The organism is Sphingomonas ginkgonis, assembly GCF_003970925.1.
In the GTDB taxonomy this organism is placed as follows: Bacteria; Pseudomonadota; Alphaproteobacteria; order Sphingomonadales; family Sphingomonadaceae; genus Sphingomicrobium; species Sphingomicrobium ginkgonis.
Genome location: NZ_RWJF01000001.1, coordinates 1,875,379 through 1,890,373, shown reverse-complemented (window position 1 = coordinate 1,890,373; position 14,995 = coordinate 1,875,379). Strand labels below are relative to the sequence as shown.

The window sequence follows — 14,995 nt, the reverse complement described above, 5'->3', positions numbered from 1 at the left end:
GGCACTCCGACTGGAAGCTCAGAGCCCGAGCGGGCTGAAGACGTTGAGGAGCGGAAGCGACGTGAGGATCTGCTTCTGCGTATTCTTGACCGACGAGCCGTCGACGATAACGATGTCGCCGGGATAGATCTGCGGGTCGGGCGACTGGCCACGACGGATGTCGGTCAGGTCGAACGCCGCCGCCTGGCGCTTGCCGCCGATCTGCCGGAAGACCGCGACCCGGCGGGCGTTGGCGTCTTCCTTCAGGCCGCCGGCCGCGGCGATGACCTGGATGAGCGTGACCGAACCGAAGGCGGGGATGACCCCCGACTTGTTCACCGCGCCGTCGACCGTGACGCTGTTGCGGGTCGACTCCTTGACGCCGACGCTGACCTCCGGGTGGACCAGATACTTGGCCCCGAGCAGCGAGGTGACCTCATCCTTCACCTCGACCGGCGTCTTGTCGATCACCTTCAACTCGCCGACCAGCGGCATCGAGATGTTGCCGAGCAGATCGACGTCATAGTCCGAGCTGAGGTCCGGCTGCTTGAAGACCTTGATCGCCAGCTTGTCGAGCGGCGCGATCCGGTAGTCCGCCCCCAACGGCGTCAGGCTGGGCGCGTCCGGCTTGCCGAGCGCCACGTCATAGGGGATGGGCCCGCCGCGCTTGTCCGCGCAGCTGGGGAGGAGGGTGGTCAGCATGAGGGTTGCCGTCGCGGTCGCCCGGACGGAGAACGTGCGCTGAGGTTTGTTGTTGGTCACGGGCCCTCCTACACCAGCAGCTCGCCCGAAGCGCAAGCCTAAGCGCTTCGAATAGCGGCTAAACGAGCGGAATGTTGGTTCGTTTCATCAGCGACACGATCGCCGCCCGCGGACTGCAGCAGCCAGCGCTGCTCGCCCTCGAAGCCCATCGCGCTGAGCCGATCCGTGCGATAGGCGCCGGTATCGAGCGCGATCCGGTTGGACAGCTCCACCACTTCGTCGTGGATGGTATGGCCATGGACGACCAGCGCCTCGTGCCGGTCACCGTGCGACAGGAAGGGTTCGCGGATCCAGCGCAGGTCGCTGCGCGCCTGCTGCTCGAGCGGGACGCCGGGCCGGATCCCGGCATGGACGAACAGATAGTCGCCGAGGCTGAGCGTGTCGCCGAAGCCACGGATGAAGGCGACATGGTCGGGCGGGATTACCTGGCGCACCAGCGCCAGCGCTGCCGGATCGTCGAGCTCGGCCAGCTGCCCGGCCGCCACGCCATAGCTGGCGAGACACTCGGTGCCGCCGAAGCGGAACCACTGCCGCATCAGGCCGACGTCGCCGTCGAGCACCTGCAGCAGCACCTCCTCATGGTTGCCCATCAGGAATACGCTGCGCCACCCGTGCGGCTTCCAGGAGCGCAGCCGGTCGATCACCTGCGCCGACCAGGCGCCGCGGTCGATGAGGTCGCCGAGCATCACCAGCAGGTTGCGCGAGTTGCCCCGCGCCTGGGCGTCGGTGACGATGTCGTCGAGCAGCGGCTCGAGCAGGTCGAGCCGGCCGTGGACGTCGCCCACCGCATAGGCGCGGTAGCCTGCCGGCACCGATGGCGTGCCGCCCTTCCTCTTGAACAGGCCGAACATGTGAGTCGTCGATTTCCCCTGCGCTGCTCAGCCGGCGGCGGGCCCGATCGCCGCCCTGATTGCATTCACGTAGCGCTCGACGACTATAGCCTCGTCGAACTCCACTTCCACCCCCCGCCGTGCGGCCGCCGCCAATATTTGCTTTTGCGAGAAGGGCATGGCGGCGAAGCGGAGCATCGCCTCTGCCATCGAATCGGCTGACCGGACGCTGAACGAGAGGCCGTTCACCCCGTCGCGAACCAGCTCCCGGTTGCCCGGCACGTCCGAGGCGAGCAGCGGCCGTTCCATCGCCGCGCCCTCCAGCAGCACCCGCGACAATCCCTCGCGATAGGAGGGCAGGACGATCGCGTCGGCCCAGTCGAGATGCGGCCGCACGTCGTCCGCCGCGCCGCGATAGTCGAGGATCCCCTCCCCCACCCAGCCGTCGAGTTCCTCGCGGGTGATCGCGGTGCGGTTGGCGACGCCGAGCGGCCCCAGCAGCGCGAAGCGGCAGTCGGGACGTGCCGCCCGGACAATTCGCGCCGCGTCGGCGAACTCGCGCACGCCCTTGTCCCCGATCAGCCGGCCGACGAACAGGAAGCGTGTCTCGCCCGTCGCGTCGCCGCTTCGCCGCGTCGGCCGGAAGCGCGCGAGATCGACTCCCGACCCCGGCAGGAGCCCCGCCTGTTCCGGACGGACGATCCCGCGGTCGACGAACAGCGCCCGGTCCTCGCGGTTCTGGAAGAAGACGAGCGCGGCGCGCCGGAACGCGGCGGTGTAGAGGCCGGTGATCAGCTTCTCGAGGGAACCGCCACGGATGAAGGCGGTCCCGAGCCCGCTCACATTGGCGATTGCCGGGATGCCGAGCTGCCCGGCGGCGAGGCAGCCGTAGACGTTCGGCTTGGCAGTGAAGCCGCAAAAGGCGGCCGGGCGGCGGCGGCGCAGCAGCCGCCAGTAGCGGACCGCCAGCCGGGCATCCTCCAGCGGGTTGAGGCCGTCGCTTCGAATCGCGATCGGCTCGACCGCCGCCCCGGCGCGGGACAACAGGCCCTCGCTACCGTCGAGCGGGGCCGCTCCTGTGACCTGAAAGCCACGTTCCTGCAGCCCCTTGAGTAGCGCACCCCGGAAATTTACGAGGTTCCAACAACTGTTCGCAGAAAGGACAATCTCGGGTTTTGCGGCATTCATCCGGTTCGTCATGCGGGCCCCCGATGCGGGAAGCCAGCAATTTCGGACGAGAATGGAACCGATGCGCAACTAACCCCGATTTATGTCGTTTCATAACTTGGCTTAAAGGCTTGCTGAGGCTAAAGCCGTGGGAGAAGTAAACGGAGTGCTCGGATGACAAGGCGGGGAATGATCAAATTTGGTGCGTCGCTGGCCAGCGTGGCGATGGCGTTCAGCACTCCGGCTTTTGCGGCTGCGCAGGTTTCGCAGACGGTTAGCCCGTGGGTCGCGCTGAGCGCCTTCGGCGTGCAGAGCGCGGCGAATGCGGTCTGCGCCGGTGGCGCGGCGGCAGCGACCGCGGCGCAGGGTGCGCCGGCCGGTTGCGTCCTGCCCGTGACCGACGCCCCGGCGCCGGTTCCGACCACCGAAGCCGCTCCGCCCCCGCCTGCTCCGGTCGAGGCCGTTCCGGTCGCCGCCAGTGCCGGCATCGGCGCCCTCCCGCTCCTGCTGGCGCTCGCCGCGGTCGTCGGGATCGGCGCGCTGATCGCCTCGAAGGGCAGCAGCGCGAACTTCCGCAACTTCAGCCCGTCCTAAGCGCCGGGTCAGGATCAACAGGGAAGGGCCGCCGGAGCGATCCGGCGGCCTTTTTCATGTCCGCTCGATGAGGCGGCGCGCCGCCTCGACGTGCATCCGCTCGATCATCGCGCCCTCGAACCGCTCCGCGCCACCGCTCGCCGCCGCGACGAGCCGCCGGGCGCGGTCGAGCTCCTCGGGGCGCGGTGCCCAGGCCGCGTGACAGGCCTCCACCTGGGCAGGGTGGATCAGGCTCTTTCCGTCGAACCCGAACGCCCGCCCCTCCGCGCACTCCGCGGCGAGCCCGTCTTCGTCCTCGAGCCCGTTGAACACGCCGTCGAACACGGGAATGCCGGCGGCGCGGGCCGCGAGCACCGTCATCTGCAACGCGGCGAACAGCGGCGTCCGGCCGGAACCCGGCGGGATGCGGAGTTCGGCCCGGAGATCGTTGGTGCCGGCGATCAGCGCGGCCGCCTCGCGGGCGATGGCCGGGGCGTGGATCACCCCGGCGGGAGTCTCGATCATCGCCGCCACCGGCTTGCCGGTCAGCGTGGCCACCTCGGCGATCACGGCCGGGCCGTCGGTCCGCGGCACCACCACGAAGTCCGCCCGCGAGGCGGCGACCGCCGCCACGTCGGCGCCGTGCCACTCACTCGCAAGCCCGTTGACGCGAATACCGATCGCGCCGGACCAGGCTTCGGCCACCGCCGCGACGGCGGCCGCGCGCGCCTCGACCTTGGCCTCGGGGCGGACGGCGTCCTCGAGGTCGAGAACGACGGCATCGACGCCGAGCGTGCGCGCCTTGGTGATCGCCCGCGGGTTGGAGGCGGGAAGGAAGAGGAGCGAGCGGCGCTCCGCCAAGACCTGGGTCATCGCTGCGCTCCCTGCAGGGTGGGCTGGTCGAACGCCTCACCGGCATAGGCGCCGTCGGCATCCACCCAGTGGAGGAAGAGGTGGGCCGAGCTGCGGTTGGGGTTGGGCTCGAGCCGGCCGTGGCGATGGTGGACGCCCTGGTACAGGACCGCGTCCCCGGCCCGCATCGCGACCGAGCCGTACGCGCCCTCGCCGAAGTCCGCCTGGACCACCCGGTCGAGCCCGGGGCGGCGCTCGCGCTCCACGCTGAGCGCCCACGGCCGGTCGTCGTCGAGCTGGAGGGTCAGCGACAGGCTGTGCTCGCAGGCGGGGCGGTCGCCGTGGACCCGGCAGACGTCGCCCTGCTGGTAGATGCGGAAATAGGCGTAGGTCGGGAGCAGCCGGCAGCCGGCGATCGCCGCCACCGCCGGGGTCAGCCCCCACAGGAAGCCGGCGAGCGGCGCATAGGCGTGGCTGTAGACCTCGATCGCCGGCTTGGTCAGCAGCGGCCCGTTCACCGCGTAGCGCGCGGCGTTGCGGGCGAGGTCGAGGTCGGCGGCGAGCCGGCCGTAGAAGGCGTCGAGCACCGCGGTGGGGAAGAACTGCGGAAGCGCGACATAGCCGTCCGCGCGGTAGCGCTCGCCCCGGCTCCGTCCGTCCGCTTCCGCCGTCTCGCCCGTCACCTGCCGTCCCGCCGAAATCTGTTTGAGCTTGCGCCTCGCCGGCTCATAAGTGCGCGACCAATTGGGGGGAAGTCATGCTGACCAGCTTTCTGATGGCCGTGGTGATCCTGGTCGTCCTTTTCGTGATGATGAGCGTCAAGATCGTCCACCAGGGCTACCGCTACACGATCGAGCATTTCGGCCGGTTCGTTCGGGTGGCCGACCCGGGCTTCAACTTCGTCCCCGCCTTCTTCTACCGGGTGGGCCGGCGCATCAACATGATGGAGCAGGTGCTCGACATCCCGGGGCAGGAGATCATCACCAAGGACAATGCCATGGTGGCGGTCGACGGCGTGGTCTTCTTCCAGGTGCTGGACCCGGCCAAGGCGGCTTACGAGGTCAGTGACCTCTATACTGCGATCACCGCGCTCTCGACGACCAACCTCCGGACGGTGATGGGCTCGATGGACCTCGACGAGACGCTGTCGAAGCGCGACGAGATCAACGCCCGGCTGCTCAGCGTGGTCGACCATGCGACCGAGAGCTGGGGGGTGAAGATCACTCGCGTCGAGCTGCGCGACATCCGTCCGCCCGCCGACATCGTCAACGCGATGACCCGCCAGATGAAGGCCGAGCGCGAGAAGCGCGCCGCGATCCTCGAGAGCGAGGGGCTGCGCGCGAGCGAGATCCTGCGGGCGGAGGGCGAGAAACAGTCCAAGATCCTCCAGGCCGAGGGGCGCAAGGAGGCCGCCTTCCGCGAGGCCGAGGCGCGCGAGCGCGCGGCACAGGCGGAGGCGAGCGCCACGAAGGCGGTCAGCGACGCAATCGAGCAGGGCAGCGCGCAGGCGATCAACTATTTCATCGCGCAGAAGTACGTCGAGGCGATCAGCCAGTTCGCCACCTCGCCCAACGCCAAGACCATCCTCTTCCCGGTCGAGGCGACCCAGCTGATCGGGACGCTGGGCGGGATCGGCGAGCTGGCGAAGGAAGTGCTGGGGAGCGGCGATGCGGCGAAGGCCCCCGCCCCGGCCCCGCGCGAGCGGCGGGTCGCCCCGCCCGCGTCGCCGACCGGCCTCCCCTCCGCCGGCCAATGATCCCGGCCGGGCTCGAACCGGGCTGGATCTGGGCGATCGGCGGCGTTCTGCTGCTGATCGCCGAGATCGTCGCGCCCGGCTTCTTCCTCGTCTTCGTCGGCGCGGCGGCGATCGTCACCGGGCTGTTCGCCCTGCTCTTCCCGCTCGGCCTCGCCGCGCAGCTGCTGCTGTTCGCGCTCTACGCGGTGGTCGCGGTGATGGCCGGCCGCAAGATCTACGCGCGGGCGGGCACCCCGGCGAGCGACCCGCACCTCAACGACCGCTCGGCCCGGCTGATCGGCCGCTCGGTGCTTGTCACCCGGGCGATCGACGGGCACGGCGGCCGGGTCCGGGTCGGCGACGGCGAATGGAGCGCTCGGGGCGGCCCGGCGGACGCCGGGGACCAGGTCAGGATCGTCGCGGTCGAGGGCAACTGCCTGATCGTGACCCGCGAGCGCTTGTCAGGAGAGACGAATGAGTGATGCGTATGTGAGCCGGCGGGACGCGCTGGCGCTGGCGGGAGCGGCGACGATCGCCGCGACCGGCCAGGCGGCGGCAGCCCCGGCGGCGGCGCCGGCCTCGCCCCGCCCGGCCAGCGCCGCCGACGCGGCGGCCGACCGGCTGCTGGCGCAGGTCGCCGACGACTATATGGCGCTCTCCCCCGAGACCGCGACCAGCCTCAACATCGACAAGGGCCCGCGCGCCGCGGCCAAGTTCCACCTCGGCGACCGCAGCCAGGCCGGCCAGGAAAGGTTCGCGGCGATGGTCCGTCGCAACCTCGCCCGGGCCGAGGCGGTCGACACGTCGCGCCTGTCCGCGGCGAACCGCACCAGCGTCGAAGTGGTCAGGAGCGCCTACCGCACCGCGCTCAAGGGCTACGCCCTGCCCTATGGCGACGTGGCGGTCGGCGGCTATCGCAACAGCCCCTATGTGGTCAGCCAGAACACCGGCGCCTATCTCGACACGCCGAGCTTCCTCGACACCGATCATCTGGTCGAGAACCGCACTGACGCCGAGGCCTATCTGTCGCGCCTGGCCGAGCTCCCGGCGCAGCTCGACGGCGAGCTGGGACGGATGCGCGCGGCGGCGGCCAAGCGGCTGGTCCCGCCGGCCTTCCTGATCGACAAGGCGGTGCGGCAACTGGGGATCGCCGCCAAGGACGCGCGCGACGGCGGCGACATCGTCTCCTCGCTGACCAAGCGCACGACCAAGATCCCGGGCGAGTGGGGCCCGCAGGCGACGCGAATCGCGCGGGAGACGGTCGCGCCGGCGCTCGAGCGGCAGATCGCGGAGCTGACCCGCCAGCGCGCGGCGGCCACCAACGACGCCGGCATGTGGTCGCGCCCCGCGGGCGACGCTTATTACGCCTATGCCTTGCGGGCGAGCACCACGACGGAGCTGTCGGCGGACGAGATCCACCGCCGCGGCCTTGCCGAGCTGGCCGAGCTGCACGGCCGGATGGACCCGATCCTGAAGTCGCTCGGCTATACGCAAGGGTCGGTCGGCGAGCGGATGAAGGCGCTGGCGAAGGACCCGCGCTACAAGTTCAGCGACGGCGACAAGGGCCGCGCCGAGATCGTCGCCTTCATCGGCGAGCGGCTGAAGATCATGCGCGCGGTGCTCCCGCGCGCCTTCCGCACGCTGGTCAAGGGCAACCTCGAGGTGAAGCGGATCCCGGTCGCCCAGCAGGAGGGCGCCCCCGGCGCCTTCGGCGGCCCCGGCTCGCCCGACGGCAAGATCCCCGGCAAGTTCTGGATCAATCTCAGGACCCCCGACCTCCACAGCAAGTACAGCCTGCCCGACCTCGCGGCGCACGAGGCGATCCCCGGCCACGTCTGGCAGGGCGAATATACGTTCGCCCTCCCCCGCATCCGCACCATCCTCGCCTTCAACGCCTATTCGGAAGGCTGGGCGCTCTACGCCGAGCAGCTGGTCGACGAGCTCGGAGTCTACGACCGCGACCCGGTCGGGCGGCTCGGCTTCCTCCAGTCGATCGCGTTCCGGGCCTGCCGGCTGGTGGTCGACACCGGGATCCACTCCAAGCGCTGGACCCGCGAGCAGGGCGTGCAGTTCTTCGTCGACCGCAACGGCTCCAATCCGCTCGAGGTGGCGAGCGAGGTCGACCGCTACTGCAGCTGGCCGGGCCAGGCCTGCGGCTACAAGATCGGGCAGGACCGGATCGTCCAGCTGCGCGGCAAGGCGCAGCGCGCGCTCGGGGCGAAATACGACCTGAGGGACTTCGACGACGCGGTCGTTCAGGGCGGCAACGTGCCGCTCGACGTGCTCGCGCTCAACATCGACGATTATATCGCCCGCACCCGGCGTGCCTGACCGGCGCCGCACCCGCCGTCCCGGCCTTGGCCGGAGCGACGGGTGCCGGCACCAGGCCTAGCGCGAGGTGCCGGTCAGGCCGCCGAGGATCCGGTTGAGCGGGTTGGACGTGTCGCCGTCGCGCCCGAACAGGCCGCCGAGCAGCCCGCCGAGGCCGCTCGGCCCGCCGGCGAGCAGGCCGCCGCTGTGCTGCGTCTCCGGGGCTGCGCCGGTGGGGTCGCCCCCCGCGGCGCCGGCATCGGCGGTCGCGCCATGGCTGTGCGCCTGCTTCCAGAAATAGCCCGCCGCGAGCATCGCGACGATCGGCAGCATCCGCTTCAGCAGGTCGGGCGAGAGGCCGGTCTGCTGCGCGGCATGGTCGGCGACCGCGCGACTGTTGTCCTTGTTGCCGAAGATCCGGCCGAGCACGCCGTTGCCCTGTGACACGTCGGTCGGCGCGGCACTGGTCGCGTTGTCCATCAGCCCGCCGCCGCCGAGGCCGCCGAGCATGCCGATCAGCCCGCCGAGACCCTGCGGCTGGCCCTCGGCATGGTTCTGCATCCCGCCGAGCACCGCCGGCAGCAGGGCCGCCATGCCGGTCTGCGCCGTCTGCTGGTCGACCCCGAGCTCGCGCGAAATCGCGTCGGCACCGCCGGCCTGGGTCAGGGCGTCAAGCATACTCATGGTTCGTCTCCCGTTTTGCCCGTTCAATGAGCGTGACGGGCCGGCGTTCCGGGTCAGGGCATGGTGCGAAGGTCGGGTGCGACGAACCGCCGGCGCGCCTCGACGCTGAACAGGCGCTCGCGCGACCAGAAGCGCAGCGGCCAGTCCCGGCGCCCCATCGGCGAGAGCAGCAGCTCGTTGGCGAGCCGGTGAAGCGGCGCCGAGCGGTCGGCTTCCGCCAGGAACAACCGGACGCCGTGGAGGAAGGCGCGGGTGATCGTCTCGTGATAGCCCTCGGTGTCGCTGTTCACGCCCCCGACGCTCGCGTTGTACCGGCGGATAATATCCGCCAGGTCGCGATCGAGGTCGAGGTCGGGGCGCCGCAGCAGCAGGTAGAGCGTCGCCGCGAGGTGCGCTTCGTGGGTCCATTCGTCGCGCGGGAGCGAGCGGGCGAGCAGCCCCTCGCCGACCCGGACGACGCCTTCATCGTCCGCGAACAGGCGCGGGGTCAGCATCTTGGTCATGACGGTCCTCGTTGTTGAGCAATGAGCGGTGCGCCGGCAAGGCGCAGCGAGCCGCGCCCGGAACCATCATGGTCCCGGCGCGCGGCATCATTGCTCGACCGTCTTGTGGAAGGCCTCAGGCCGCTTCTTGAACGGTGACCCGGGGCTTGCACTGGCGCACGCCCTCTTCGACATGCTCCTCGAACTGCGCGAAATTGTCGCAGAACAGGTCGACGAGCTTGGCCGCGGTGCGGTCATACTCGTCCTTGTCCGGCCAGGTGGTCCGCGGGTCGAGGATCGCGCCGTCGACACCCGGCACCGACACCGGCACCTCGAATCCGAAGTTCGGGTCCTTGCGGAACTCGGCGTTGTTGAGGCTGCCGTCGAGCGCGGCGTTGAGCAGCGCGCGGGTGGCCTTGATCGGCATGCGCTTGCCGACGCCGAACTTGCCCCCGGTCCAGCCGGTGTTGACCAGCCAGCAGGTCACCCCGCCTTTGGCGATCCGGTCGCGCAGCAGGTTGCCGTAGACCGACGGGTGGCGCGGCATGAACGGCGCGCCGAAGCAGGTCGAGAAGGTCGCCTCGGGGTCGGTCACGCCGATCTCGGTCCCGGCCACCTTGGCGGTGTAGCCCGAGAGGAAGTGGTACATCGCCTGGTCCGGGGTGAGCCGGGCGATCGGCGGGAGCACGCCGAACGCGTCGGCGGTCAGCATGATGAGGTTTTTCGGGACCGGCCCCATGTTGGCGCCCGAGGTGTTCGGGATGAAGTCGATTGGATAGACGCCGCGGCTGTTCTCGGCGAGCGTCGCGTCGTCGAGGTCGAGCTCGCGCGTCGCCGGGTCCATCACGACATTCTCGAGCAGCGTGCCGAACCGCTTGGTGGTCGCGAAGATCTCCGGCTCGGCCTCGGCCGACAGGCGGATCATCTTGGCGTAGCAGCCGCCCTCGAAGTTGAAGACCGCGGTGTCCGACCAGCCATGCTCGTCGTCGCCGATCAGCGTGCGGTTGGGATCGGCCGACAGCGTCGTCTTGCCGGTGCCCGACAGGCCGAAGAAGATCGCGGTGTCGCCGTTCTGGCCGATGTTGGCCGAGCAGTGCATCGGCATGATCCCCTGCTCCGGAAGCAGGTAGTTCAGCAGGCCGAACACGCTCTTCTTCATCTCGCCGCCATATTCGGTGCCGCCGATCAAGATCAACTTCTCGCTGAGGTTGACCGCGATCACCGTCTCGGTGCGGCAGCCGTGGCGGGCGGGGTCGGCGCGGAAGCTCGGCAGGTCGATGATGGTGAACTCGGGTACGAAGCCCGGCAGGTCGCCCGCGTTCGGCCGCACCAGCATCGTGCGGATGAACAGGTTGTGCCAGGCATATTCGTTGATCACGCGAACCTTGACCCGGTGCTCGGCCTGCGAGCCGCCGTAGAGGTCCTGCACGAACAGGGTCGGCTTCTCGCCGAGCGCCTTGAGGAAGTCCTCCTTCAGCGCGGCGAAGTGCGCCGGCTCCATCGGCTTGTTGGACTTGCCCCACCAGACATTGTTCTCGGTCTCCGCGTCACGGACGGTGAACTTGTCCTGCGCGCTGCGGCCGGTGTGCTTTCCGGTCTTGACCACCAGCGGCCCGTCCTTGGCGAGCTCGCCCTCGCCACGCTGCACGGCAAGCTCGACCAGCGGCGCGGTGGTCAGGTTCCAGTGCAGTTCGGCCGTGGTCGCAAACCCCTGCGCCTCAAGACCATGGCTCGGTACACGCTCGCTCACGTTGGAAACCCTCCCGCTAAGATAAAAGGGCGCACGGACAGCTCGGTCCGACGCCGCATACGTATGCGTAGCGCTCCTCTATCAACTTAGTTCCCGCGTGGCAAAGCGGCGGCCTTGCTTGTCTGGCCCCCGTCCCACCGCTAGACGACCGGAAGGATGACGCGCGCGGCCGGGAACCTTTCGCCATGAGCCAGGTGATCGCGCTGGTCGATGACGACCGCAACATCCTGACCTCCGTCTCGATCGGGCTCCAGGCCGAGGGGTTCGTGACCCGGGTCTACACCGACGCGGCGACCGCGCTGAAGGCGATCCGCGACAATGTGCCGGACCTCGGCGTGTTCGACATCAAGATGCCGGCGATGGACGGGATGGAACTGCTGCGCCGGCTGCGCGAGGGCGGCGGCCGAGCCGGGGCGATGCCGGTCATCTTTCTCACCAGCAAGGACGACGAGCTGGACGAGGCGCTCGGGCTGGCGATGGGCGCGGACGACTATATCGCCAAGCCGTTCAGCCAGCGCCTGCTGATCGCCCGGATCCGCGCGATCCTTCGCCGCGCCGAGCTGTCGGCCGGCGGCGAGGCCGCCGACGGCGGGACCGAGCCGGAAGTGCCGCAGATCGTCCGCGGGCGGCTGGCGATGGACCCGGCGCGACACCGCGTCCTGTGGGACGGGCGCGAGGTCTCGCTGACCGTCACCGAGTTCATGATCCTCGAGGCGCTCGCGCAGCGTCCCGGGGTGGTCAAGAACCGCAACCAGCTGCTCGACGCCGCCTACCAGGAGGACGTGTTCGTCGACGATCGCACCATCGACAGCCACATCAAGCGGATCCGCCGCAAGTTCCGCGGCGCCGACCCCAGCTTCAACGCGATCGATACGCTCTACGGGGTTGGCTACCGCTTTGGCGAGGAGTGAGCCCGGGCCGGCCCTGTTGCCGGAAGCGGAGGAGGAGCCGCCGGCCCCGCACTTCGCCGGGCGCCTGACGCTCACCTACAGGATCCTGGCGGTCAACATCCTGACCGTCGCGCTCTTCCTGCTCTCTATCTTCTACCTCGACGCGTTCCGCAACCAGATTGTCAGCGAGCGCCAGCGGACGGCGCGGGACGAGGTGCAGCTGGTCAGCGCGGGCCTCGCGGAGCTGCCGCAGGCGCGGGTCGGGCCCTGGCTCCACGCGCTCGGCGACCAGACCGGGAGCCGGTTCCGCATCTTCGCACCGGACGGGCGGCTCCTCATCGACAGCTGGCGCTACGGGCCGCCGACCTACGTCCTGCGCGATCCCAAGCTGCAGGGCTGGGACAAGACCGCGGCGCGCGCGCTCGACCGCGGCTTCAACCGGCTGGTCGGCTACCCGGGGCTGCCCGACTTCGTCGAGGCCGCCGACGACCGGGCCGAGGGCTGGCCCGAGATTGCGGAGGCCAGAGCCGGCGGCACTTCGGTGAGCCGGATCCGGCTGGCCCCCGACGCGACCCCGGTCCTCTCCGCGGCGATGCCGATCCCCGGCGGCGGCGCGCTGCTGTCGACCGACAATGACCGCGACATCACCCGGACCGTCCGCCTGCAGCGCTCGCGGCTGGGCATCGCGCTGGTCCTGATCAGCCTCTTGTCGGTCCTGCTCTCGATCTTCCTTGCGCGCACCATCGTCCGGCCGCTGCGCCGCCTCGCCATCGCCGCGCACCGGGTGCGGCTCGGCCGCGCCCGCGAGGTGCGGGTCCCGCTGCTGCCCGCGCGGCACGACGAGATCGGCACGCTGGCCCGCGCGCTGGCCGACATGACCCGGACGCTGCAGCACCGGCTCGACAATATCGAGGCGTTCGCGGCCGACGTCACCCACGAGCTCAAGAACCCCCTCGCCTCGCTGCGCAGCGCGGTGGACGGGCTCGAGCGGATCGAGGATCCGGCGCTCCGCCGGCAGCTGCTCGACGTCATCCGCCAGGACGTGCTGCGGCTCGACCGGCTGGTCGGCGACATCGGCGAAGCGGCCCGGACCGACGCCGAGCTCGCCCGCGCCCGCTTCATCCCGGTCGATCTCGGAGAGCTGATCGAGCAGCTGTGCCGAAGCTGGGACCAACGGCGGATGAAGGGCGACGTCCGGCTCGCCTTTGCCCGGCCGCGGAAGAACTCGACGATCGTCCTCGGCGAGCCCAACCGGCTGAGCCGGGCGATCGACAATCTCATCGACAATGCGATCAGCTTCTCCCCGCCCGGGGGGTTGGTCGAGATCGCCGCCGCCCGGGTTGGCGCAGACGTGCGGGTGCGGATCGACGACGAGGGACCGGGCGTTCCGCCCGCCTCGCGAGAAGCCATCTTTAACCGATTTCATTCAGTACGGCCCGAGGCCGACGAGTTCGGCCGGCATTCGGGGCTCGGCCTTGCGATCGCCCGCGCGATCGTCGAGGGCCATGACGGGGAGATCAGTGTGGCAGACCGCGACGACGCGCCATCGGGCGCCCGCTTCATCATCCGCCTGCCGGCGGCGGAGGCCCGGTCGTGAACGGCGGCGGTACCGCCAGCCGGCTCTCGTCGGAAACCCTGCACGCGAGCGCGGTGGCGATCGACGGCCGCGCCGTGCTGATCAGCGGCCTGTCGGGGTCCGGCAAGTCGGACCTCGCGCTGCGCCTGATCGACCGCGGCTTCACCCTGGTCAGCGACGACCAGACGATCGTCAAGAAGCTCAACGGCACGCTGGTGGCGACCGCGCCGGCCACCATCCGCGGCAAGCTGGAGATCCGCGGGATCGGGATCGTCGCGATGCCGGTCGTCGACGACGTGCCCGTGGCGCTGCTGGTCGAGCTCACCAGCGAGATCCAGCGCCTGCCCGACGACAGCCGCTCGCGCATCATCCTGGGGAGCAGCGTACCGCTGATCAGCGTCGACGCGATGACTGCCTCGGCGCCGTCCAAGGTGTCGCTCGCGCTCGACCAGTTCGGGCTTCGCTTCTGATGCCGGCGGCGCGGTCCGACCTGCCGCGCCTGCTCATCGTCACCGGCATGTCCGGCGCCGGCAAGTCCACCGTGCTGGCCGCGCTCGAGGACCTTCGCTGGGAGTGCGTCGATAATCTCCCGCTCGCGCTGCTGCCGGCGTTCGTCGCCGAGGTCGCCGGCCATGGCGGGATCCACATGGCGGTGGGGATCGACGCCCGCAGCCGCGGCTTCGATGCCGAGGCGCTGCTGGCGATGGTCCGCGGCTTCGACAGCGTCAGGCCCGAGATCCTGTTCCTCGACTCGGCCGGCGCCGAGCTCATCCGCCGCTACGACGAGACCCGCCGCCGCCACCCGCTGGCGCTCGACCGGCCCGCCGAGGACGGGGTGGCGCGCGAGCGCGACCTGACCGCGGGACTGCGCACCGCGGCCGAATCGATCATCGACACCACCGACCTCACGCCGATGGACCTGCGCGACGAGCTTCGCCGCCGCTACGGCGAGGACCGCAACCAGCCGGTGGTCACGGTCGGCAGCTTCGGCTTCGCGCGCGGGATCAGCCGCACCGCCGACCTCGTCTTCGACATGCGCTTCTGCCCAAATCCGCACTGGGTCGACTCGCTCCGGCCCCTCACCGGGCGCGATCCGCCGGTGCAGGAGTTCGTGGCGGCGCAGCCGGGCTGGGAGCCGACCCTCGACAGCATCGAGGCCCTCCTCACCGACCTCATCCCGCGCTATTTCGCGGCCGGGAAGACCTATATTGCGGTCGCTTTCGGCTGTACCGGAGGGAGACATCGGTCGGTCGCGGCGGCGGAGGAAATGGCGTCAAGGTTGCGTAAGAAAGGCTTTTCGCCGAATATCCGCCACCGTGATCTCTCCCTGACCCCCAGCGACAGCATCGAAGATCCCTCGGCGGGCCCGGCAGCCTCGGACACGAATACTAGCGAGTAAGTTTGA

Annotated in this window: 16 protein-coding genes; 8 read left to right on the top strand and 8 right to left on the bottom strand. The window is 70.1% G+C overall.

Translation table 11 applies throughout. The features are described 5' to 3' along the window. Positions 1-18: 18 nt before the first annotated feature. From HMF7854_RS09265 to HMF7854_RS09255, 3 genes are all read right to left on the bottom strand, one after another. Complete coding sequence (locus tag HMF7854_RS09265; RefSeq protein WP_126718836.1) at positions 19-681, bottom strand: polysaccharide biosynthesis/export family protein; 663 nt, start codon at positions 679-681, stop codon at positions 19-21. A 98-nt stretch (positions 682-779) separates the two neighbouring features. Further along, positions 780-1,592, bottom strand: a complete 813-nt coding sequence (locus HMF7854_RS09260) for a metallophosphoesterase (RefSeq protein WP_126718835.1) — start codon at positions 1,590-1,592, stop codon at positions 780-782. Positions 1,593-1,619: 27 nt separating this feature from the next. Further along, positions 1,620-2,759: a glycosyltransferase family 4 protein gene (locus HMF7854_RS09255; protein ID WP_126718834.1), complete on the bottom strand. Its 1,140-nt coding sequence runs from the start codon at positions 2,757-2,759 to the stop codon at positions 1,620-1,622. A 168-nt stretch (positions 2,760-2,927) separates the two neighbouring features. Here HMF7854_RS09255 and HMF7854_RS09250 point away from each other — a divergent pair, with 168 nt between their 5' ends. Then, positions 2,928-3,332 carry a hypothetical protein gene (locus HMF7854_RS09250; RefSeq protein ID WP_126718833.1) on the top strand — a complete coding sequence of 135 codons (405 nt, stop codon included), beginning with the start codon at positions 2,928-2,930 and terminating at the stop codon, positions 3,330-3,332. 54 nt (positions 3,333-3,386) lie between these two features. On the opposite strand, the gene HMF7854_RS09245 is transcribed toward HMF7854_RS09250, so the two are convergent. Both HMF7854_RS09245 and HMF7854_RS09240 read right to left on the bottom strand, forming a co-directional pair. Further along, entirely contained in the window at positions 3,387-4,184 is a 798-nt protein-coding gene (locus tag HMF7854_RS09245) for an HpcH/HpaI aldolase/citrate lyase family protein (protein ID WP_126718832.1), read from the bottom strand. Next, positions 4,181-4,846: a hypothetical protein gene (locus tag HMF7854_RS09240; protein ID WP_126718831.1), complete on the bottom strand. Its 666-nt coding sequence runs from the start codon at positions 4,844-4,846 to the stop codon at positions 4,181-4,183. Before HMF7854_RS09240 ends, HMF7854_RS09245 begins: the two co-directional genes overlap by 4 nt. 74 nt (positions 4,847-4,920) lie before the next feature. On the opposite strand from HMF7854_RS09240, the gene HMF7854_RS09235 reads away from it, so the two are divergent. The 3 genes from HMF7854_RS09235 to HMF7854_RS09225 are packed head-to-tail and all read left to right on the top strand — an operon-like array spanning position 4,921 to position 8,229. Continuing rightward, entirely contained in the window at positions 4,921-5,919 is a 999-nt protein-coding gene (locus tag HMF7854_RS09235; protein WP_126718830.1) for an SPFH domain-containing protein, read from the top strand. Beyond that, positions 5,916-6,380 carry an NfeD family protein gene (locus tag HMF7854_RS09230; RefSeq protein WP_126718829.1) on the top strand — a complete coding sequence of 155 codons (465 nt, stop codon included), beginning with the start codon at positions 5,916-5,918 and terminating at the stop codon, positions 6,378-6,380. The genes HMF7854_RS09235 and HMF7854_RS09230 overlap by 4 nt, the downstream gene beginning before the upstream one ends. Continuing rightward, positions 6,373-8,229 (top strand): DUF885 domain-containing protein, encoded by a 1,857-nt coding sequence (locus tag HMF7854_RS09225; RefSeq protein ID WP_126718828.1) that lies wholly within the window; start codon positions 6,373-6,375, stop codon positions 8,227-8,229. Before HMF7854_RS09230 ends, HMF7854_RS09225 begins: the two co-directional genes overlap by 8 nt. A gap of 57 nt (positions 8,230-8,286) precedes the next feature. Here HMF7854_RS09225 and HMF7854_RS09220 read toward each other — a convergent pair whose 3' ends face one another. The 3 genes from HMF7854_RS09220 to HMF7854_RS09210 form a co-directional block, all read right to left on the bottom strand. Beyond that, a complete protein-coding gene (locus HMF7854_RS09220) occupies positions 8,287-8,892 on the bottom strand; it encodes a DUF937 domain-containing protein (protein ID WP_126718827.1) in 606 nt (201 codons plus the stop codon). A 53-nt stretch (positions 8,893-8,945) separates the two neighbouring features. Next, entirely contained in the window at positions 8,946-9,395 is a 450-nt protein-coding gene (locus HMF7854_RS09215) for a hypothetical protein (protein WP_126718826.1), read from the bottom strand. A 115-nt stretch (positions 9,396-9,510) separates the two neighbouring features. Further along, positions 9,511-11,124 carry a phosphoenolpyruvate carboxykinase gene (locus HMF7854_RS09210; RefSeq protein WP_126718825.1) on the bottom strand — a complete coding sequence of 538 codons (1,614 nt, stop codon included), beginning with the start codon at positions 11,122-11,124 and terminating at the stop codon, positions 9,511-9,513. A 185-nt stretch (positions 11,125-11,309) separates the two neighbouring features. Between HMF7854_RS09210 and HMF7854_RS09205 the strand changes: the two genes are divergently transcribed. The 4 genes from HMF7854_RS09205 to rapZ are packed head-to-tail and all read left to right on the top strand — an operon-like array spanning position 11,310 to position 14,989. Then, the gene (locus HMF7854_RS09205; RefSeq protein WP_126718824.1) at positions 11,310-12,035 is read left to right on the top strand and encodes a response regulator transcription factor; all 726 of its coding nucleotides are present in this window, start codon (positions 11,310-11,312) and stop codon (positions 12,033-12,035) included. After that, positions 12,022-13,611 (top strand): sensor histidine kinase, encoded by a 1,590-nt coding sequence (locus HMF7854_RS09200; RefSeq protein WP_420822361.1) that lies wholly within the window; start codon positions 12,022-12,024, stop codon positions 13,609-13,611. The genes HMF7854_RS09205 and HMF7854_RS09200 overlap by 14 nt, the downstream gene beginning before the upstream one ends. Then, a complete protein-coding gene (locus tag HMF7854_RS09195) occupies positions 13,608-14,060 on the top strand; it encodes an HPr kinase/phosphorylase (RefSeq protein ID WP_126718822.1) in 453 nt (150 codons plus the stop codon). Before HMF7854_RS09200 ends, HMF7854_RS09195 begins: the two co-directional genes overlap by 4 nt. Further along, the gene (rapZ, locus tag HMF7854_RS09190; protein WP_126718821.1) at positions 14,060-14,989 is read left to right on the top strand and encodes an RNase adapter RapZ; all 930 of its coding nucleotides are present in this window, start codon (positions 14,060-14,062) and stop codon (positions 14,987-14,989) included. Before HMF7854_RS09195 ends, rapZ begins: the two co-directional genes overlap by 1 nt. Positions 14,990-14,995: the final 6 nt, after the last annotated feature.